This window comes from Streptomyces sp. A18 (assembly GCF_059026065.1).
On sequence record NZ_JBWLKL010000008.1, the window covers coordinates 155,747 to 174,699 of the forward strand.

An 18,953-nucleotide genomic window follows, 5' to 3' on the forward strand; every position below is an offset into this window, starting at 1 on the left:
AGTAGGGATAAGGAATTCGGAGTTGTAATTCCCTTACCCAAAAGGAAGGATCACCAACCGCAACCAATTACCCATGCGCACAAGGAGATTCACATGTCACGCAAGGCGGCAGCCGCCCTCGGCTCGTTACTCGCGGCCGCGCTCCTGCTCAGCGGCTGCGGCGAGGGCGACGACGGGGCGGGCGGACGCGGGAGCGGGGGCACCGGGGCCGAATCAGCGGCCGTCGAAGCGAAGTTGCTGGGCCAGGTGCCCATGGCCAAGGTCAGCGACATGTCGGGGGCCATGGGGATGTGGGCGACCGACAAGCACTTCGTGAAGGTCGGCCTGAAGAAGATCGCGGGGTACCCCCTTGATCTCGGCGGTGCAGACGGCGCGAAGGCCGAGTGGCAGATACCGCTCGCCGGTGAGATCTGCTGGTCCTCACCCGAGCCCACTGAGGAGGGCCTCGTGGCCGTCCTCTTCCAGGACAGCGCGAAGGACCCCTCCGTCTGCACGGAGGTCGGCCTCGTCGACCTGAACAAGGGCAAGTTGCTCTGGCAGAAGCAGGCCGTCGACGAGTACGGCTCCCCGCAGATGTTCGACGAGGTGACCATCGGCGGCGGCACCGTGGCCGCCGCGGGCACCAGCGCCGACGCCGGCTGGTCCGTCGCGGGCGAACTCCTGTGGAAGCCCTCCGACGAGAAGTGCCCCGTCGAGGGCTACGCGGGCAGCGAGGCAAAGCTCCTCGCGCTCCGCGACTGCGGTGAGGTCGAAAACCCGCAGCTGACGCTTCAGACGATCGACCCCGCCACCCGCGCGGTGAAGTCGGCGTACAGGCTCCCGGCAGGCACCGAATACGCTCACGTCGTCTCCACCGAACCGCTGGTCGTCGCGGCGGACGGCGGTGACTCCAAGAAGAGCGCCGCCGGGAAAGCCTCCTCCGGGGCCTCGGAGTTCCTCACCGTCGACGACAGCGCCCCGCAAGGAAAGCTGCTGAGCACGATCAGCACGGTGGGCGGCAAGTACGGGAAGTACAAGCTCGACTGCCCCGCCACCGAGGTCACCGGCTGCCGACAGATCGCCGTCACCAACGACACACTCTTCCTTGGCACTTCGGAACCCGGCAGCGCCTCATCCGATGCCGAGAACGACCTGGTCGCCCTCGATCTGAAGACCGGCAAGGAGTCGGGGAGGGCCGAAGGGGTCGACGGCGGTCCGCTGACCCCGATCGGCGTCGCGGACGACGACGGCAAGGTCATCGCGTACCAGGAGGCCGATGTCGTCGATGAGGCGGGCGGCGCGGTCTGGTCGCTGGACCCGAAGACGTACAAGAAGACGAAGCTCCAGCAGAACCCGTCCTCGACCTACGAGATGGAGGCGAGGTTCACGACGGAGCGCCGCATGCTCTTCGCGGGCGACCGCCTCTACATCGGCGGCGAGCACGTCACGGCGCCGTCCACCGTCTTCAAGAAGAAGCAGCCGCTCGCAGCCGCCTTCGGGGCGAAGTAGACGGGGCCACTTACTGGGGCCGCCCCAGGCCGGAAGCCCAGGCCTGGGCCGCCCCAGGCCGGGAGCCCAGGCCGGAAGCCCAGGCTGAGAGCTGGGGGGGGCGGGAGCCGGGGGGCGGGAGCCGGGGGGACGGGAGCCGGAGGGGCGGCCCCGTGGTCAGACCCTGCTCCCCCGCTCCCGCCGCGAGACGACCGCCCGCAGAACCCGCCGCCCCTCCATCGACACATCCAACGCCTGGCGCAGCCCACCCGCACCCGCGCCCTGATTGGCCAGCAGCTCCAAGATCCGCACCTGCCGCCTCAACTCGGCGGCCACCAGCGGCGACATCCCCTCCGTACGCCCCTCACGCCTCGCGCTCAGCGTCGACGGGCTGCCGCCTCCGTCCGGCACGGTGTCCAGCAGCCGATGGATCTGCAGCGCGGCGACGGAGCAGGCGTCGGCCCACTCCCGCAACCTGGCCGCGGAACGCGTGGAGGGCACGGCGCCGAGCATGCGGTAGGCGAGGGTGATGGCCTCGTCAGCCGATGCGTCCTCCAGGACGTCCGCACCGCCCAACTCCACCCGCGCGTCGGCGAGCGCCGCGTCCCAGGACCCGCCCTCGGCGAGACTGCCCCACAGCGGACGCAGGACCTCGTCCCCGCCGCCGAGAAGCGGAACACACCGGTCGAGGCAGGCGAGCCCGCTCGCCGCCAGCCCCCTCTCGTCGGCCTCGGCAATCAGCTCGACCAGACTCGGGCCGCCCATGTCGTACGCCTCCCGTTGCGGACAATGCACGTCACCTACTGCGTGCGAGCCGCCAGGAACGTCACTGCAACTGCGTACGGACCCTCAGAAAAGTCACTGCGGCACCACGCCGAGCCGGTCGAGGAAGCGGAAGAAGAGCTCCTCCGCCGATGGTTCCGCTGCGGCGTTCAATACGTCGAGCAGGGGCGCAGGCGCCACCGTCCTGCCCGATTCCGCCGCCCATGTCACCGCCCGCTGCGCCGCGTCGCGCGGCTCGAGGAAGTAGTCGTCCAGGCTCAGGCCGTCGTCGCCGAGGTAGCCGGCCATCGACTCGCGAGCCAGGCACGTCGTCCACACGCCGCTCTCCGGGGCCGCCGCCTCGACGACCACGCAGTCGCTGTCCATCACATAGCCGAAGAGCGCGGGCGAACCCGTCTCCAGGGCCAGGGTGTTCATGTTGCCGACGTCACGGGTGCCGTCGCCGCCGGGCACCTCCCACACCTGCCAGCCGTCGTCCCGCTGCACGAGGAGACTGAGCTCGTCCCGCACTCCCGCCACCGCCGAGAGCTCCACGAGTGGCCGCTCGCTCCTGCCCACGACGTAGTAACCCCAGTAGCCCATGCGCGCGTACCCCCGTGTACTCGACTCTGCTCGAACTCAAGTGCCCTCGACGGCCTTCAAGGGCTGAGATCGGCTTTTGCCGAATACACCACAGACGTATGCAAGTTCGCCACCGGAAAGCCGAAAACGGATCTACTAGACCTCTCCGGCACAGTGCGCCGGTCAGGCGATGGGGAACCCGACCTCGCCTTCACGTCCTGCATCCGCGTCAGCCGCAGCACGAACAGGATCACCGTCACGGCAGCCCCGTCATGCAGGACGTCAGCCCACGTCCCTCCCCAGGGCGTCGACGGCCTCCGGGACCTATCCCACCTGGTCGGCCAGCTTGACGAATTCTCCCCAGGGCAGGACCGGTTCGCGTGCATCCCACAGCTTCTGGACCGTGGCCCGCAGCGGCATCCGGATCCCCTGCGCCACCTGCTCCTGCGTCTGCGAGTCGGCGAGGTCGCACCAGACCGCGAAGGATCCGCCGAGGATCTGGCCGTCGTACTCCTTGCTCACCGGCTTCGTCCCACGGATCACCAGCGGGGTCCACTGCTCGTAGATCCGCTGCCCGGTGGGATAGCGGAAGTCGTTGGGCTGGCCGAGGACGTAGTAGAGGTACTCGTCGTTGTAATTGATGACCTTCCGGCCGTCCTTCAGATACTCGACCGGCTCCCTCGCCCCGATCTCCTTGCCCGTCCAGTACGCGACCTGGAGATCGTCGTCGGCCTTCTCGACGCCGCCGCGGAAGAACCCGTCGTTCCAGGCCCTGAGCCCCCGCTCAAAGGGGCGCATGGTCTCGGCCCGGTCGTTGAGCCAGCCGGTCGCGAGGTCCTGGACGCGGGCGTCGGCCCCGTACTTCTCGCGGGCGGCGGAGGCCAGCTGCGGGTAGCTGGCCTCGGGGTCGGAGACCATCAGGGCGCGGTACTCGTCGGCGCCGAGGTGCCAGTAGCGCCCCGGGAAGAGATCCGCGTACTCCTCGAGCAGATCGTCGACGATCTGCGCGGCCTGCGGCTTGGAGATGTCGACGGCGCCGCGCGCGGCGACGCCGCGGGTGTCGCGGAGCTGGAGCGAGGGGTGCGCGGCGATGACCGCGCCGAGGTGCCCGGGCGAGTCGATCTCGGGTACGACGGTGATGTGGCGGCTGGCGGCGAGCTTGAGGATCCGGCGGACCTGGGCCTTGCTGAGGTGGTCGCGCGAGACGATCTCGGGGTGCGAGTCCGACTCGATGCGGAAGGACTGGTCGTCGGAGAAGTGCAGACCGATCTGGTTGTACTTGAGGTCGCCGAGCTCCCGGATGCGGTCCTCGATCCACGCCGCGTCGAAGTGCTTGCGCGCGATGTCGATCATGAAGCCGCGCTGGGGCTTGGCGGGGCGGTCGCGTACGACGCCTTCGGGCGCGGTCTTGCCGCCGCGCACCTCCTGCTTCAGGGTGCGCGTCCCGTAGAAGACGCCCGCCTCCTCGGGGGCGGTGATCTTCACCCGCTGCCCCTTCACGGAGAGGGTGTACGACTCGTCCCTGCCGTCGGATGTGCCGGCCGCCTTGGACTCGTCCGGGGTGAGCGCGAGCTCCACGTCCCCTTCGCGGGGGTCGGCGTCACCTGCGTACTTGAGCTTGAGCTCCCCGGCGAGCAGCTTGCCCTCGTCCGCGAGGTCGCCGTCCCCGATGACCACGCGTCCGCTGCCCCTCGGCTTCCATCCCGGCCCGCGCGCCGCGGTGTGCTCGCTCACGGCGGGGATCGTGGAGGGGGCCTTGGAGAGGGGGTAGGACTTCGTGGGCGAGGGGGCCCTGGAGACGGCGGACTTGTTGTCGGAGGGGGGAGACGCGGGCGCGCCACCGTCCCCGTCATCGGGCCAGACGGCGACGGTCAGGGCGACGGCACCGGCGGCGACGGCTGCGGAGGCGAGGGCGAGGCGGCGGGGGATCACTGGCTACCGTCCTTCGTCGGGCGATGCCCTGCGGGGCACATGGGCGGGCGGGCGGTACAGGAGACCCTCCACCGGGCGGCACGGGCGGCAGTCATCCGCACACCGTAAAGCGGGGCTTGCGGCCACCCCGTCCACCACGCGAAGCGAAACTCTCCCATCCGGGTGAAGTTCACGCATCCGTCAGACACTCCTCACCACTCCTCGCTAGCGTTACGACAAATCCCCCACCCGTCCCTCATCGATGCCCCCTGCCCAGGAGCCCCCGCTGCCCGCGCACAGTTCACCCAACCCTCCGGCGGAGCCGAACCGCGCCCCGGAGTACCTGAACACGGCAGAGCCCGGCGCGGCCGAAGCCGCCTTCCTCACCTGCTGCGGCAGCCGCCTCTGGGCCCGCCGCCTCGTCGCGCACCGGCCGTATCCGGACCTGGACGCCCTGCTCGCCGCGTCCGACGAAGCGGCGTACGACCTGCCGCCCGCGGACCTCGCCGAGGCCCTGGCCTGCGAACCTCTGCGCCCGGCCATCCCCAGCCAGGGGACCTACACCGCCGCGGACACCGCCCTGCGGGCCGCGCACGCCGCGTACGAGAGCCGCTTCGGTCACGTCTTCGTGATCTGCCTGGACGACGTCCCGCCGACCCAGGCCCTGGACCATCTGCTCGCCGGAATCCGCGCCCGGCTCGCGGCCGAACCGGAGGAAGAGCGAGTCCTGGCGGCCGAGGAGATGCGCAAGCTCGCCCGCGGGCGACTCACCCGACTCGTGCACGACCTGAATAGCCCGTACGTGCCTGTTTGATTGCCTGTTTGATCACACCTGGCTACCCCGCGCGAGCGAACCGACAACTCGTCGATACGATGACGAGCGGCCGGTGGACCGTACCCGGCCGGGCCCGTCCGACCACCCAAGCCGGCTGGCCCCAATCCCCGCTCCCGGAGGGTTCTGCCGTGCCGGCTGGAACGCTGTACCGCGGCCGGGAAGGAATGTGGTCCTGGGTGGCTCACCGAGTCACCGGCGTCCTCATCTTCTTCTTCCTGTTCGTGCATGTGCTGGACACCGCTCTCGTCCGCGTCTCCCCGGAGGCGTACGACGATGTCGTCAGCACTTACAAGACGCCCCTCGTCGCACTCCTTGAGTACGGCCTGGTCGCCGCCATCCTCTTCCACGCCCTGAACGGCCTGCGTGTCATCGCCGTCGACTTCTGGTCGAAGGGCCCGCGTTTCCAGAAGCAGATGCTCTGGACCGTCATGGGCATCTGGATCGTCCTGATGGTGGGGGCGCTCTACCCGGTCCTCGGCCACGCCGTCCGCGAAGTCTTCGGGAGCTGACGCCAGACATGTCCGACACCACGCTCGACACATCCGGAGTGGGTCCCGTCGAAGGCGCCTCGCTCTACGACGTCGACAACCCGGCGCCCCTCATCGAGGCGCCGCGCAAGCGCACCTCCAAGACCCCGCGCTCGACCCGCGGCAACTTCGAGATGGCCGCATGGCTCTTCATGCGCCTGTCCGGCGTCGTCCTGGTCGTCCTTGTCATCGGCCACCTGCTGATCCAGCTGGTGCTCGACGGCGGCGTGAGCAAGATCGGCTTCGCTTTCGTCGCCGGTCGCTGGGCCTCGCCGTTCTGGCAGGTCTGGGACCTGCTGATGCTGTGGCTCGCGATGCTGCACGGGGCCAACGGCCTGCGCACGGTCATCAACGACTACGCGGAGCGCGCCAACACGCGCCTGTGGCTCAAGGGCCTGCTGTACACCGCCACGGTGTTCACCATCCTTCTGGGCACGCTGGTGATCTTCACCTTCGACCCGAACATCCGCTAAAGCCGAGGCGAACCCAGTGAAGATTCACAAGTACGACACTGTCATCGTCGGCGCCGGCGGCGCGGGCATGCGCGCGGCCATCGAGGCGACGAAGCGCAGCCGGACCGCGGTCCTGACGAAGCTCTACCCGACCCGCTCCCACACGGGCGCGGCGCAGGGCGGCATGGCCGCCGCGCTCGCCAACGTGGAGGAGGACAACTGGGAGTGGCACACCTTCGACACGATCAAGGGCGGCGACTACCTGGTCGACCAGGACGCCGCCGAGATCCTGGCGAAGGAAGCCATCGACGCGGTCCTCGACCTGGAGAAGATGGGCCTGCCCTTCGGCCGTACGCCCAAGGGTGAGATCGACCAGCGCCGTTTCGGCGGTCACTCCCGCAACCACGGCGAGGCTCCTGTCCGCCGTGCCTGCTACTCGGGCGACCGCACCGGCCACATGATCCTCCAGACCCTGTACCAGAACTGCATCAAGGAGGGCGTGGAGTTCTTCAACGAGTTCTACGTCCTCGACCAGCTCCTGGTGGAGATCGACGGCGTCAAGAAGAGCGCGGGCGTGGTCGCCTACGAACTCGCGACCGGCGAGATCCACATCTTCCAGGCGAAGGCCGTGGTCTACGCGTCGGGCGGCACCGGCAAGTTCTTCAAGGTGACGTCTAACGCGCACACACTGACGGGCGACGGCCAGGCGGCCTGCTACCGCCGCGGCCTGCCGCTGGAGGACATGGAGTTCTTCCAGTTCCACCCGACCGGCATCTGGCGCATGGGCATCCTTCTCACGGAAGGCGCCCGTGGTGAGGGCGGCATCCTCCGTAACAAGGACGGCGAGCGCTTCATGGAGAAGTACGCGCCGGTCATGAAGGACCTGGCGTCCCGAGACGTCGTGTCCCGCTCCATCTACACGGAGATCCGAGAGGGCCGCGGCTGTGGTCCCGAGGGCGACCACGTCTACCTGGACCTGACGCACCTCCCGCCGGAGCAGCTGGACGCGAAGCTTCCCGACATCACGGAGTTCGCCCGCACCTACCTCGGCATCGAGCCCTACACGGACCCGATCCCGATCCAGCCGACCGCGCACTACGCCATGGGCGGCATCCCGACGAACGTCGAGGGTGAGGTCCTCGCGGACAACACCACCGTCGTGCCGGGTCTGTACGCGGCGGGCGAGGTGGCCTGCGTGTCGGTGCACGGCGCCAACCGCCTGGGCACCAACTCGCTCCTGGACATCAACGTCTTCGGCAAGCGCGCGGGCGTCGCCGCCGCGGAGTACTCGGCGAAGCACGACTTCGTCGAACTCCCCGAGAACGCCGAGGAGCTCGTCGTCGCCCAGGTCGAGCGCCTGCGCGACGCCACGGGCACCGAGCGGGTCGCCGAGCTCCGCAAGGAGCTGCAGGAGACCATGGACGCCAACGTCATGGTGTTCCGCACGGAGCAGACGATCAAGACGGCGGTGGAGAAGATCGCGGAGCTCCGCGAGCGCTACCTCAACGTCTCGATCCAGGACAAGGGCAGGCGCTTCAACACCGACCTCCTGGAGGCCATCGAGCTGGGCAACCTGCTCGACCTGGCCGAGGTCATGGCGCAGTCGGCCCTGGCCCGCAAGGAGTCGCGCGGCGGTCACTACCGCGAGGACTTCCCGAACCGCGACGACGTCAACTTCATGCGCCACACCATGGCGTACCGCGAGGTCGGCGACGACGGCGCCGAGTCGATCCGCCTCGACTACAAGCCTGTCGTCCAGACCCGCTACCAGCCGATGGAGCGTAAGTACTGATGGCAACCCCGACCCTCGACAAGGAAGACGCCAAGCCCGAGGCCGGCTTCGCCGACTCCCCGTACATCACGGTCACCTTCCGCATCCGCCGCTTCAACCCGGAGATCTCGGCGGACGCGACCTGGGAAGACTTCGAGATCGAGATCGACCCGAAGGAGCGTGTCCTCGACGCCCTTCACAAGATCAAGTGGGACATGGACGGGTCGCTGACCTTCCGTCGCTCCTGCGCCCACGGCATCTGCGGCTCGGACGCCATGCGCATCAACGGCCGCAACCGCCTTGCCTGCAAGACCCTGATCAAGGACATCAACCCGTCCAAGCCGATCTCGGTCGAGCCGATCAAGGGTCTGACGGTCCTGAAGGACCTGGTCGTCGACATGGACCCGTTCTTCCAGGCGTACCGCGACGTCATGCCGTTCCTGGTCACCAAGGGCAACGAGCCGACGCGCGAGCGTCTGCAGTCGCCGGAGGACCGCGAGCGGTTCGACGACACGACGAAGTGCATCCTGTGCGCGGCGTGCACGTCCTCGTGCCCGGTCTTCTGGAACGACGGCCAGTACTTCGGCCCGGCCGCGATCGTCAACGCGCACCGCTTCATCTTCGACTCGCGTGACGAGGCGGGCGAGCAGCGCCTGGAGATCCTCAACGACAAGGACGGCGTGTGGCGTTGCCGCACGACGTTCAACTGCACGGACGCGTGCCCGCGTGGCATCGAGGTCACGAAGGCGATCCAGGAAGTAAAGCGCGCACTGATCACGCGCCGCTTCTGAGCACGTACGTCTTCGGCAGTACGTTTTCGGCAGTACGTCTTCGGCAGTACGTTTTCGTGGGCCCCGCTCCTGGTTTCGCACCGGGGGCGGGGCCTTCGCTGTTACGTTACGGCCGCGGCTGCCCCGGGCGGCGGTCCACGGCGGTCAGGTCGATTGCGACGTCGAAGGGCGAGGAGACCTTGAGGCGGTCGCTCGGCCTGGTCCCCGCCCCGAACCACTACGCGTACGTCGACAATCCCTTGCGCTGGAGCGACCCGCTCGGCCTTGAGGGCGATGATCCGGTGCGCGTCTACGACGACTCGACGTACGACAAGCATGGTTCGGGAAGCAGCGGGTCGGCCAAGGGCGAGATCGGCCGCGCTCCCGCGAACGGCCAGGCGGCGCTGTGCCGGTCCATCCCGTTGGGCGACCCGAACAACCCGGCCAAATTCCGGCGCCTCGGCATGGATCACGTCAACAACGAGATCGTGGTCGTGGACCGACACGACTACACCACTGACAAGAACGGAAAGATCGTCAAGGAGATCTACCACGGCCACGTCCAGGGCCCTGCACCAGTGCTTGACGAGATCGCGCGGTGCGATGCGGACCGGCTTGAGGGGTGAACCGGACCGGCTTGAGGGGTGGACGGGCAGGACCTCGGCTGATCCGCCGAGACGGAACGAACCCCGAGAGCGTGGCACGTACAGGGGTTCGACACGCCCCGGCCCGAGGGATCTGCCTCGGCCGTTTGGGCGGCGATTGGTCCGAGTGCCCCGCCGACCATCCGCGATGCGGCCGAATTGCCGTCTACCGACCTACCCTGACGGAATGTCAGACAACCAGTCGGTCGGCCTGTCCGTTGACCAGTCCGTTCGTCAATTCGGTGAGCAGTCGCCGACCGAGCTGCTCGGCTTCGACAATGTCCTCTTCCCCGTCGGCGACCTCGCGGAAGCCGTCAGCTTCTACGAGCGCGCCGGGTTCCCCGTGTCGCACCGGATCGACGAGATCGGGCTCGCGATCCTGAAGGTGGGCAAGGAGACGCCCGGGCTCTTGCTGCGGGTGGAGGAGGGGATCGAGCATCGGCCGTCCGCCTGGGCCACGCCCCGGGTGTGGATCGAGGTGCCCGACGCGCGGGCCGCCGGAAAGGCCCTCGATGATGTCGGGGTCAAACTCCTGGCCCCGCCCTTCTCCGTCGCCACCGGGTACACCGTGGAGTTCGCCGATCCGTGGGGGAACGTCATCGGGTTCACCGACTACCGCAAGCGGCCTGAGCTGGCTCGGAGTTGAGCGGTGGGGCGTGCGTCACTTCCACTGCGCCCCGCCACCCTCCTCCGCCACCACCATGATGCGGCGCAGCATGTCCGAGAGCTGCGCCCGCTCCTCCTCGGGGAGCGCCCCGAGGAGGCGGTACTCCTCGTGGCCCAGTACATCCATCGCGCCCAGCCAGATCGACCTGCCCGCGTCGGTCAGTTCCACGTCCACCCGGCGGCGGTCCGTCTTTGACGGCGTGCGGCGGATCAGGCCCCGCTTCTCCAGACCGTCCAGGCGGCCCGTGACGGAGGCGGGGGCCAGGTCCAGGTCCGCGGCCAGTTCGGAGGGGGTCGCCCGGCCACCTCGGCCCGCCAGTTTGTGGAGGGTGTCGAACTCGTGGCGTTCCAGGGCGAAGTCGACCAGGGACTGTTCGCGCACTCTGCGCAGATGGACCGTCAACTTCTTCATGCGCGTGACCGCGCCCTCGACGTCGGGGTCGAGGGCGGGTAGCACCGGCAGCCAGCGTTCCACGTGACCGTCCGTCCAGTCGCGGACCGGCCCGCTCTCGCCGGGCTCCCCGTCCCCGGGGTTCTCACTCTTACGCCTCTTCGCCATATGCAGCAGCCTACTTCGCATGCTTCGGCCCCTTATATTTCGTTGACGAATAGTTCGGTACCGAAATACAGTCCCCTCCATGCTGTCGCACCCCCTGCTGCGCAACCGCTCCTTCCGGCTGTTCTTCGTCGGCCGCTCCCTGTCCGTCATCGGCGACGCCGTCATCCCCGCCGCCCTCGCCATCGCCGTACTCCGCGCCACCGGGTCCACCTCCGCACTCGCGCTCGTACTCGGCTGCGCGATGGGGACGAAGCTGCTGTTGCTGCCGCTCGGCGGTGTCGTGGGCGACCGGTTCAACGCCCGCACCGTGGCCCTCGCCGCCGACCTGGTGCGGTGCGTGACCCAGCTTTTCGTCGGCGTACAACTGCTCGGTGGCGATCCAGAGTTGTGGCAGCTCGCCCTCGCCGAAGCAATCGGCGGCGCCGCCTCCGCCTTCGCCATGCCGACCCTGTCACCGCTCGTCGCCGGGACGGTCGCCCCGAAGGACCGGCACGCGGCCAACGCCCTGCTGGGCGTGGTCAGCAGCGGCTCCCGCGTCGGTGGCCCCGCGCTCGCCGGGCTGCTGATCCTGGTCGCGGGGCCCGGCTGGGCGTTCGTGCTCGACGGCGTCTCCTTCGCCATCAGCGCGTGTCTCCTGGCCGCCGTCCGTGTCAACCGCACGGCCGAAGAACCCACCGCTCGCCGGTCCCTGCGCAAGGATCTCCTGGAAGGCTGGCACGAGGTCCGCAGCCGCGACTGGTACTGGACCAGCCTCGTCGCGCACTCCGCGTGGAACGGCGCCGCCGCCGTCCTCTTGACGCTCGGACCCGTCCTCGCCGTCGAGGAGTTGGGCGGGGAGGGGACTTGGATCGCGATCCTCCAGGCGGGCGCCGTCGGCCTCCTGGCCGGCTCCCTGCTCGCCGGGCGCGCGCGGCCGAGGCGCCCGATCCTCACGGCCAACCTCGGTCTCGCGACGTACGCCCTGCCGCTGGCTCTGCTCGCCGCCGAGGCCCCTGCACCTGCCGTGATCGCCGCGTACGGCCTCGCTCAGGCGGGGCTCGGCTTCCTCAGCCCCGTCTGGGCGACGTCGGTCCAGGCCGCGATACCGTCCGGAGCCCTCGCTCGCGTCACCTCGTACGACTGGCTGTTGTCGTTGGCCGCGATGCCCCTTGCGTACGTCCTCGGGCCGCTCGCGGCGGACGCGTGGGGCACGGCGACCCCGCTGTGGATCGCGGCCGTGGTGGTGGGCGTCGCGTGCGCGGGGACGGCGGCGGTGCCGGGAGTGCGCCGCTTCGGGGTGAGCGACGGCGGGTGTCAGGCCGACCCCGGACCTCAGGCCGACCCCGGACCTCAGGAGGCCGCCCCCGGCGACACCGGCCTCTCGAAGAACGTCTCCAGCGACACCGTCGCCTGAGTCCCACTCACGCCCTCGATCGCGTAGAGACGCCGCAGCACGTCCTGGAGCTGCTCCGTTGTCGACGTACGGACCTTGACCAGGACGCTCGCCGCGCCCGCGATGACGTGCGCCTCCTGGATCTCGGGGATCGCGGCGAAGTCCTCTGCCCGCTCCCCCATCCATGCCGTCGAGTCGACCATGACGAAGGCCAGCACGCCCTGCCCCACGGCCGCCGGGTCCACCTCGACCGTCGTACGGCGGATCACTCCGCGCTCACGCAGCTTGCGGACCCGTTCGTGGGCCGCGCCCGCCGAGAGGCCGACTGCCTTGCCCAGGGTCGCGTAGGGCTGGGCGGCGTCCTCTTGCAGCAGCGCCAGCAGCTCTCGGTCGGTGTCGTCCATCAGCGGTGCTCCCACCGGTGCTCCCACCCTCCGTTCGCCCGCCCTTGACTTCCACCATATCTGATACTGCATTATCGTCACACTGCCGAATGTGATTCACTCCTCCGTCAGACAGGGGTCGTCATGTCCTCCCAGAAAGTCCCGACGTCGTACGAGGTTCTGGACGAGCGCTTCCGCACAGGACGGTGCGCCAACGGCGACGCCAAACTCGAAGTGCTGTACGACGACTGCCGGTGGGCCGAAGGGCCGCTCTACCTGCCCGCCTGGCGGCAGCTCATCTGGAGCGACATCCCCAACGACCGGCTGCTGCGCTGGGACGAGGCGACCGGCACCGTCGGCGTCTTCCGCGCCCCCGCCGGATACGTGAACGGCAACACCCTCGACCGGGAGGGGCGTTTGATCAGCTGCGAGCAAGGCAATCGGCGCGTGACCCGCACCGAGCACGACGGCCGCGTCACCGTCCTCGCCGACCGCTTCGAGGGCAAGCGGTTCAACAGCCCGAACGACGCCGTGGTCCGCTCGGATGGGTCAGTTTGGTTTTCCGACCCGGACTTCGGGATCACCAGTGACTACGAAGGGTTCCGCGCGGCCCCCGAGATCGGTGCCTGCAACGTCTACCGGATCGACCCCGTGACCGGTGACGTGCGGATCGTCGCCGACGGCTTCGACGGACCGAACGGGCTCGTCTTCTCGCCGGACGAGCGGCAGTTGTACGTATCCGACACGCGCGCCGCAGCGATCCGCGTCTTCGATGTGCGCGATGACGGGACCCTCGCGGACGGCGCCGTCTTCGCCGAGGCCAAGGACTCCGGCTTCGACAACATCCGCTTCGACGACGGAGGCCGCCTGTGGGCAGCCGCCTTCCACAACGGAGTGCACTGTTACGACCCCGACGGCACTCTCATCGGGCGGCTCACCGTCCCCGAGCCCGTCTCGAACATCGCCTTCGGAGGGCCGAAGAACAACCGGCTCTTCATCACTGCGACGACCTCGCTCTACTCGCTGGTGATGTCCGTGACGGGGTTGCCGAGGGTCCGGGTCCTCTGATCCGAGGGCCGGCTAGTTCACCGTGTCCATCTCCCCCACCGCCAGCTCCACGTCGTACACCAGCGGTTCGCCCGCGACCACGATGTGGCGCGCGCGGGACACGTATCCCGGGGCCGTGACGGCCAGCAAGTAGGCGCCCGCCGACGGGGCAGCGACGATGTACGAACCGTCGGCAAGAGAAGTGACGCGGTCCAACTGACGGCCCCCCTTGGAGAGGAGGGTCACGATCGCGCCCTCCACCGGTTCGCCCTCAGCGGTGCGGATGAAACCGTGCACTACTGAGGCGGCGCTTTCACCGTCGGACTTCGAGGACTTCGGGTACGCCTCGGACTTCGGGTACGCCTCGGACTTCGGGTACGCCTCGGACTTCGGGTACGCCGCGGACTCCGGGTACGCCGCGGACTCCACCACGCGCGCGTGGGGCACCGGTGCCGTACTCTCCGGCGCTTCCCGCGGCTCCACCGCCAAGTGCGGAAGGCGCTTCTCCAGGCCCGCGGGAAGCCACCAATTGGAGCGCCCGAGCAGGTGCATGGCGGCCGGGACGAGGGCCGTACGCAGGATGAACGCGTCCAGGGCGACCGCCGCCGCCAGGCCGATGCCCGCCATCGCTCCCTCCATGTCGCCGCTCAGGACGAAAGCGGAGAAGACGCAGATCATGATCAGGGCCGCACAGTTGATGACCCGGCTCGTCTCCGCGAGGCCGACGCGAACCGCTCGCGCGTTGTCCTTCGTGTGCACCCACTCCTCGTGCATACGGCTCACCAGGAACACCTGGTAGTCCATCGAGAGCCCGAAGAGCAGCGACAGCATGATGACGGGCAGGAAGGCCGTGATCGGGCCCTCCTTGCCGATGCCGAGGATCTCCGTGCCCCAGCCCCATTGGAAGACCGCCACCAGTACGCCGAAGGACGCCGCCGCCGCGATCAGGTTCATCAGGGCGGCCATCAGCGGCACCACCAGCGAGCGGAACGCGATCAGCAGCAAGAGGAAGCCGAGCGCGATGATCGCTCCTACGAAGTAGGGCAGTCGGTCTCCCGTCACCGCGGCGAAGTCCTTGAAGACAGCCGTGACGCCGCCTACATGGGCCTCGACGCCGGATTCCGGGATCACGTCTCCCCGTAGACGGTCGATGAGTTGATCCGTCTCCTCGGACTGAGGGGACGTGGTCGGGACGACGTTGATGACGGAGATGCCGTCCGAGGGTGGCGCCGCCGCCACCCTCGCGACGCCCTCCGTGTCGCGGATGGTCGCCACCAGGCTCCCCGTGTCCGCTTCTTCGGCCACTACTTGCAGTGGGCCGTTGAATCCCGGACCGAATCCCTCGGCGAGCATGTCGTACGCCTGACGGGTCGTCGTCGACTCCTGGTGGTTGCCCTGGTCGGTCGCGCCGAGCCGCAAGGAGAGCAACGGCAGCGCCAGGAAGGCCATCACCACGAAGGCGAGCGCCGCGATCGAACGCGGGCGCTTCTGGACGTACGAGGACCAGCGCGCCGCGAGGCCGCTCGCCTCGACGGGCTCCGGCCCCGTAGCGGCGAGGCGGCGACGCTGCCTGCGGCTGAGCACCCGAGGGCCGAGCAGGCCCAGGAGCGAGGGCAGCAGCGTGATGGCCGCGAGGACGCTCAGAACGACCGTCAGGGAGGCCGCGATGACGACGCCGTCCAGGAACCGCATGTTCATCACCAGCATCCCGGCGAGCGCGATACACACCGTGCCGCCCGCGAAGAGCACCGCGCGGCCCGAGGTGTTCAGGGCCTGCACCGCGGACTCCTCCGGCTCCATCCCGCGCAGGATGCCGCGCCGGTGCCGGGTGACGATGAAGAGCGCGTAGTCGATGCCGACACCGAGGCCGATCAGCGAGCCGAGCAGCGGGGCCACTTCAGGGATGTCCGTGACGTGACTGAGGAGCATCGTCGACAGCATGCCGAGGCCCACTCCGAAGACGGCGATGACGATCGGCAGAACCATCGCGAAGAGCGAGCCGAAGGCCAGGAAGAGGACGATGGCGGCGGCCCCGATGCCGACCATTTCGGCGACACCGGTGGGCGGCTCCTGGATGCGGGTGATCGCCTGGCCGCCCAGTTCGACCTGGAGACCGGAGCGTTCGGCGCTCTGAGCCGTGTCCACGACGTCCTGGACGAGCTCCTTGGGGACCGAGTTGGCCTCCTCGGCGAAGGTCACCCGGGCGTAGGCGGTGCGCCCGTTCTCGCTGGTCTGGGCCGCACCCGCCTGCCCGGACGCGTACGGGCTCTCGACCCCGCCGACGCCCTTCATGCCGGCGATCTCCTTCAGCACGGGCTCGATCCGGGAACGTACGTCCTCGTCACGAGCCGACGCTCCCTCGTCGACGCGCCAGACGACCGTGTCGGTGTCTCCGGAGCTCTCCGGAAAGGCCTGCGTCATGAGGTCGTACGCGCGCTTGGAGTCCGTGTCCGGCAGGGAGAACACGTTCGAGTAGTTGGTGCCCGCTGATGTCCCCGCCGCCCCCAGACCGAACAGTGCCGCCACCCACAGCACAAGGACCACCAGACGGTGCCGATAGCACCACCGCGCCAATGCCGCCACGATCCACTCCTCCTCAGCGTCGCCAGGTCCCCCGGGTCCGTGCCTTCAGGAGCCTCAGCATCGGCGGCAGCGCGCTCCTACGGCGCGAAGCGGCCATGATTCTCAAGTAACTCCAAGGCACGGACCGAGACTTCGTACAACGCGCGTGCCGATACTGAGGGCATGAGCCACGCCGAAGGCGAGCAGGGAACAGATGTCGGAGTGCGGACCGGTCCGGGTGTCGGGGGCCATGGCCCGGCTGTCGGGGTCCATGGTCCGGCTGCCGGGGCCACCGTCCTCGTCGTCGAGGACGAGCCGAGCATCGCCGACGTGCTGGCCATCGCCCTGCGCTACCACCGCTTCGACGTGATGGTGGCGGGCACCGTGCGCGACGCCCTCGCGCTCGCCGAGCGCACCCGGCCCGACGTGGCGCTCCTGGACGTGATGCTGCCGGACGGCGACGGCCGCGCCCTGGCCAGGGAACTGCGCGCCCGGCGTCCCGAACTGGCCCTGCTCTTCCTGACCGCGCGGGATTCGCCCGCCGAGGTCGTGGGTGCGCTCGGCTTCGGCGACGACTACATCACCAAGCCGTTCAACATCGACGAGGTCGTCGCCCGCATCGGGGCCGTCCTGCGCCGCACCAGGGCGGGCGACGTACTCCCCCAGCGCCCGCCGCTGCGCTACGGGGACCTGGAGCTGGACGAGGCGACGTACGTGGTGCGCCGCGCGGGACGCACGGCGCAGCTCACACCCACCGAGTACGCCCTGTTGCGCTTCCTGGTCCGCAACGGCGGCCGTGTGGTGCCCAAGGAGCAGCTTCTGCGCCATGTGTGGCAGTACGAGCACCAGGCCGAGTCGACCGTCGTGGAGACCTACATCAGCTATCTGCGGCGCAAGCTCGACGCGCTGGGCCCGCCGGTGATCACGACCCGGCGGGGTGTCGGATACGGCCTCGCATGAGGCGTGCGCACCGTGGCATGAGTTCGCTGCGCGCCAAGCTCACGTGGGTGAACGTGGCCCTGCTCGCCCTCGGCGTCGTCGTGGCGACCGGCGTGAGCGTCATGGGCATGCGCCACTACCTCCTGGACAGCGTGGACGCCGAGCTGACGCAGTCGCGCAAATCGCTGCTGAGCACCGGGCTCACCATGAAGGACATCGAGAGGCTCAGCGAGCTGGGCATCGCGCTCGACAAGCTCTCGCCCGGCGGCAAGGAGCGCGTCGGCGCGCTCCCGCGCGGGGACACGGTGTTCGTGGCGGTGGACGGTCGCGGCGAGCCCGTCTCCATCGGCGCGCTCGCGCCGACCGCGCGCCAACGCGCCCTGGCCGCCGCCGTCGACGACCCCGAAGGGGTCGCGGGCAGGTCCGGGCCGCAGAACATCACCCTGGACGGCGACTCCCACCGCATGGTGGGCGCGGAGCTCGCCGACGGCACGACGGTCCTGATGGCCGCGGCCACGCAGAACGTCGAATCGGGCATCAAGAAGGCGCTCAAGCTCGACGCCGCCTTCGGAGTGGTCCTGTTGGGGCTGCTCGCCGTCCTGACGATGCTCTCCGCGCACCATCGGCTCCGCCCCCTGGAGGACATGGTCGAGACGGCGTCCGCCATCGCGGAGGGCGACCTGACCCGGCGTGTGCCGTCGAGCCGCGCCCCGACGATGGAGACCGAGCAGCTGCGTCTCGCCCTCAACTCCATGCTCCACCAGGTCGAGTCCGCCTTCGAGACCCGCGAACGCAGCTCGGCACAGCTGCGCCGCTTCGTCGCCGATGCCTCGCACGAACTGCGTACGCCCTTGTCGGCGATCCGCGGCTACCTCCAGCTGTACGACAAGGGGATGCTCCGCGATCCGGCGGAACGCACGCGCGCGTGGAGCCGCGTGATCGCCGAGACCGACCGGATGGGGCACCTCGTGGACGAGCTGCTCACCCTGGCCCGCCTGGACCAGCAGCCGGAACTGCGCTTCAAGAACGTGGACTTGAGCCGCCTGGTACGGGACGCCGCCGACGACCTGCGGATGCAGGAGCCGGAGCGCCCGCTGACGGTGCGTGCCGACGGGGCGGTGCTGATCCGCGCGGACGAGTCGGGGCTGCGGCAGGTGCTCGGCAATCTGCTGGGCAACGTACGCGTGCACACTCCGGTCGAGGCGCCGGTCACGCTGGGGGTGGAGCGGCAGGGCGGGGTGGTGCGGCTGCGCGTCGCCGACCGGGGGCCGGGCCTCGCGGAGGAGGACGCGGCACGGGTGTTCGACCGCTTCTTCCGCGCGGGCGGGGGCGGGGGGAGCGGTCTCGGCATGGCGATCGTGCAGGGGGTGGTGGTGGCACATGGCGGTGAGGTGGGGGTGGAGACGGCACCCGGCGAGGGACTTTTGGTGACGGTGACGTTGCCTGCGGGGGCGCCGGGAGCGCCGGGAGCGCCGGGGTAAGGGGGCGTTTCGGTTGTGGGGCGGGGCTGTGCCGGTATGCCCCCCACGTACGCTCCCGGCTGCGGGTTCGCGGGGTGGGCGGGAAAGGCCTGTTCGTGCAGGGGCGGATGCGGGGTAAGCGAGCGGGCGGGCGGGAAAGGCCTGTTCGTGCAGGTGAGGCTGCGGGGTAACGGGCGGACGGGAACGGGTGGGAGAGCCCCGCGGCAACGCACAGGGCAAGGCA

At 69.4% G+C, this 18,953-nt stretch carries 18 protein-coding genes; 12 read left to right on the forward strand and 6 right to left on the reverse strand.

Annotated elements, in window-relative coordinates; genetic code table 11:
• The first annotated feature begins 93 nt into the window (after window positions 1–93).
• Window positions 94–1,488, forward strand: coding sequence for a hypothetical protein (locus AC5P1C_RS15980; RefSeq protein WP_493866486.1), 1,395 nt, complete (start codon window positions 94–96; stop codon window positions 1,486–1,488).
• Between the two features lie 156 nt (window positions 1,489–1,644).
• On the opposite strand, the gene AC5P1C_RS15985 is transcribed toward AC5P1C_RS15980, so the two are convergent.
• The 3 genes from AC5P1C_RS15985 to AC5P1C_RS15995 form a co-directional block, all read right to left on the reverse strand.
• Complete coding sequence (locus AC5P1C_RS15985; protein ID WP_493866487.1) at window positions 1,645–2,232, reverse strand: hypothetical protein; 588 nt, start codon at window positions 2,230–2,232, stop codon at window positions 1,645–1,647.
• A 93-nt stretch (window positions 2,233–2,325) separates the two neighbouring features.
• Entirely contained in the window at window positions 2,326–2,832 is a 507-nt protein-coding gene (locus AC5P1C_RS15990; protein ID WP_493866488.1) for a hypothetical protein, read from the reverse strand.
• 303 nt (window positions 2,833–3,135) lie between these two features.
• On the reverse strand, window positions 3,136–4,743 hold the full coding sequence (locus AC5P1C_RS15995; RefSeq protein WP_493866489.1) for a beta-N-acetylhexosaminidase: 1,608 nt from the start codon (window positions 4,741–4,743) through the stop codon (window positions 3,136–3,138).
• Window positions 4,744–4,984: 241 nt separating this feature from the next.
• On the opposite strand from AC5P1C_RS15995, the gene AC5P1C_RS16000 reads away from it, so the two are divergent.
• From AC5P1C_RS16000 to AC5P1C_RS16030, 7 genes are all read left to right on the forward strand, one after another.
• A complete protein-coding gene (locus tag AC5P1C_RS16000; RefSeq protein ID WP_493866490.1) occupies window positions 4,985–5,536 on the forward strand; it encodes a 2-oxo-4-hydroxy-4-carboxy-5-ureidoimidazoline decarboxylase in 552 nt (183 codons plus the stop codon).
• 149 nt (window positions 5,537–5,685) lie between these two features.
• On the forward strand, window positions 5,686–6,066 hold the full coding sequence (sdhC, locus tag AC5P1C_RS16005; protein ID WP_160506796.1) for a succinate dehydrogenase, cytochrome b556 subunit: 381 nt from the start codon (window positions 5,686–5,688) through the stop codon (window positions 6,064–6,066).
• An 8-nt stretch (window positions 6,067–6,074) separates the two neighbouring features.
• Complete coding sequence (locus AC5P1C_RS16010) at window positions 6,075–6,557, forward strand: succinate dehydrogenase hydrophobic membrane anchor subunit (RefSeq protein ID WP_493866491.1); 483 nt, start codon at window positions 6,075–6,077, stop codon at window positions 6,555–6,557.
• 16 nt (window positions 6,558–6,573) lie between these two features.
• On the forward strand, window positions 6,574–8,328 hold the full coding sequence (gene sdhA, locus AC5P1C_RS16015; RefSeq protein ID WP_493866492.1) for a succinate dehydrogenase flavoprotein subunit: 1,755 nt from the start codon (window positions 6,574–6,576) through the stop codon (window positions 8,326–8,328).
• Window positions 8,328–9,098 (forward strand): succinate dehydrogenase iron-sulfur subunit, encoded by a 771-nt coding sequence (locus tag AC5P1C_RS16020; RefSeq protein ID WP_493866493.1) that lies wholly within the window; start codon window positions 8,328–8,330, stop codon window positions 9,096–9,098. The genes sdhA and AC5P1C_RS16020 overlap by 1 nt, the downstream gene beginning before the upstream one ends.
• Before the next feature lie 179 nt (window positions 9,099–9,277).
• On the forward strand, window positions 9,278–9,703 hold the full coding sequence (locus tag AC5P1C_RS16025) for a hypothetical protein (RefSeq protein ID WP_493866494.1): 426 nt from the start codon (window positions 9,278–9,280) through the stop codon (window positions 9,701–9,703).
• A 205-nt stretch (window positions 9,704–9,908) separates the two neighbouring features.
• On the forward strand, window positions 9,909–10,367 hold the full coding sequence (locus AC5P1C_RS16030) for a VOC family protein (protein ID WP_493866495.1): 459 nt from the start codon (window positions 9,909–9,911) through the stop codon (window positions 10,365–10,367).
• Between the two features lie 15 nt (window positions 10,368–10,382).
• On the opposite strand, the gene AC5P1C_RS16035 is transcribed toward AC5P1C_RS16030, so the two are convergent.
• Complete coding sequence (locus AC5P1C_RS16035) at window positions 10,383–10,946, reverse strand: MarR family winged helix-turn-helix transcriptional regulator (protein WP_493866496.1); 564 nt, start codon at window positions 10,944–10,946, stop codon at window positions 10,383–10,385.
• A 79-nt stretch (window positions 10,947–11,025) separates the two neighbouring features.
• Here AC5P1C_RS16035 and AC5P1C_RS16040 point away from each other — a divergent pair, with 79 nt between their 5' ends.
• On the forward strand, window positions 11,026–12,339 hold the full coding sequence (locus AC5P1C_RS16040; protein WP_493866497.1) for an MFS transporter: 1,314 nt from the start codon (window positions 11,026–11,028) through the stop codon (window positions 12,337–12,339).
• Here the strand turns inward: AC5P1C_RS16040 and AC5P1C_RS16045 are convergent.
• Window positions 12,276–12,722, reverse strand: coding sequence for an Lrp/AsnC family transcriptional regulator (locus AC5P1C_RS16045; protein ID WP_493866498.1), 447 nt, complete (start codon window positions 12,720–12,722; stop codon window positions 12,276–12,278). The two genes, AC5P1C_RS16040 and AC5P1C_RS16045, sit on opposite strands and share 64 nt — an antisense overlap.
• 123 nt (window positions 12,723–12,845) lie before the next feature.
• On the opposite strand from AC5P1C_RS16045, the gene AC5P1C_RS16050 reads away from it, so the two are divergent.
• A complete protein-coding gene (locus AC5P1C_RS16050) occupies window positions 12,846–13,769 on the forward strand; it encodes an SMP-30/gluconolactonase/LRE family protein (protein WP_493866499.1) in 924 nt (307 codons plus the stop codon).
• A 12-nt stretch (window positions 13,770–13,781) separates the two neighbouring features.
• Here the strand turns inward: AC5P1C_RS16050 and AC5P1C_RS16055 are convergent, their stop codons facing one another.
• A complete protein-coding gene (locus AC5P1C_RS16055) occupies window positions 13,782–16,322 on the reverse strand; it encodes an MMPL family transporter (protein ID WP_493866613.1) in 2,541 nt (846 codons plus the stop codon).
• Window positions 16,323–16,493: 171 nt separating this feature from the next.
• On the opposite strand from AC5P1C_RS16055, the gene AC5P1C_RS16060 reads away from it, so the two are divergent.
• Together AC5P1C_RS16060 and AC5P1C_RS16065 are read left to right on the forward strand one after the other, a co-directional pair.
• A complete protein-coding gene (locus AC5P1C_RS16060; protein WP_493866500.1) occupies window positions 16,494–17,270 on the forward strand; it encodes a response regulator transcription factor in 777 nt (258 codons plus the stop codon).
• A 17-nt stretch (window positions 17,271–17,287) separates the two neighbouring features.
• A complete protein-coding gene (locus AC5P1C_RS16065; protein ID WP_493866501.1) occupies window positions 17,288–18,730 on the forward strand; it encodes a sensor histidine kinase in 1,443 nt (480 codons plus the stop codon).
• Window positions 18,731–18,953: the final 223 nt, after the last annotated feature.